Origin of the sequence: Glycomyces buryatensis (genome assembly GCF_004912275.1) — a bacterium.
In the GTDB taxonomy this organism is placed as follows: Bacteria; Actinomycetota; Actinomycetes; order Mycobacteriales; family Micromonosporaceae; genus Glycomyces; species Glycomyces buryatensis.
This window is the reverse complement of record NZ_STGY01000087.1, coordinates 1-1,231: the sequence shown is the minus strand read 5'-3', so window position 1 is coordinate 1,231 and position 1,231 is coordinate 1. Positions and strand designations below refer to the sequence as shown.

Genomic DNA, 1,231 nt, shown 5'->3' with positions numbered 1-1,231 from the left:
GATTCGTTCGGTCACGAACTTCCTGGTTCGCTCGTCATGATGCATGCGGCACAACGTGATCGTGTAGAGCGCTCGGTTGAGCTGACGGTTGCCGCCCCGGTAGAGCCGGTGACGGCCATCGGTCTGACCCGATCCCGCCGGGATGGGGCAGACGCCGGCGAGTTTCGCCAAGGCCGCCTCGGATCCGATTCGCTCGGGGTTGTCGCCGACAGCGCACAAGATGGTCGCGGCGGTCACATAGCTGATCCCGAAGGCCGCGACCAGGGCCGGCGCAGCTGCCTCGGTGCGATCCTTGATAGCGGCTTCGAGGTCGGCGGCCTCGGCGTCAAGCGCAAGCCAGCGACGGGCGATCGACCGGAGGGCGATCCGTCGGCTCTGGACCGGATCGGCCCCCCGCCGCGGCCGCAGGCGCGTGAGGTGGAGGGCGAGTGCTTTGGTGTTCTTGCCATCGCAGGCCTCGGTGAGGTCGAGGTCGTCGGACAGGAGCGCTTTGAGGGCGTTGCCGGACTCGGTCCGGGCCTTGACCGCTCCGCTGCGGGCGACCATCAAGGCCCGCAGGGCCTCCACCGGCCCGTTGCATGCTTTCGGGACGCCGGTGGCGCGGCCGCCGATCACGGCCCAGGCGGCGGCTTCGGCGTCCAGGGCATCGGACTTGCCGCGGGCACGGCGGCCCGAGGACGCATAGGTGTTGACCTCAACGACCTGCGCTCCGGCCGCGGCGAGGGCAGCGGTGAGCGTTTTACCGTAAGAGCCGGTGCCCTCGATCCCGAATACCGCGACCGGGCCGAGCGCGGCCGCCCAGGCGGCCAGGGCGGCGTGGCCGGCGCGGGTGTTGTCGAACGATGCGGTCGTGATCAGGCCTCGGGCGGGCTCGACCGCGGCGGCCACGTGCTGTGCCTTGTGGGTGTCGACGCCGATCACGAGGCGGCCGGCGGGGTGAATGGACGTGCGGGGAGCTGTCATGGCAGGGAATCCTCCGATACGCTGGAAAGGCATACCGGGCATCGCGCCGGGGGTCGACATCACTGTCATGGGGCTGCACTGCGGCGCCAGGTTTCTATCAAGTCAGGCCACCGACGCGGTGCCCTTTTCCATATGCGACATGGACGGGCAGGACCGACAGGTCAGAACAAAGGCACTCGACAACGGCCAGCAATGGCTCAGGTCAGGTCCTGCCCGGTGTACCGCTTGTGGCTTCAAACGGTACGACCCCAGACTGACAGCAATGGCT

At 68.6% G+C, this 1,231-nt stretch carries 1 protein-coding gene; it reads right to left on the bottom strand.

Annotation, left to right across the window (positions count from 1 at the left end; genetic code table 11):
* Positions 1 to 963, bottom strand: a 963-nt coding sequence (locus FAB82_RS26815; RefSeq protein ID WP_168801801.1) for an IS110 family RNA-guided transposase, incomplete at its 3' end; no start/stop codon positions are given.
* Between the last annotated feature and the right edge of the window lie 268 nt (positions 964 to 1,231).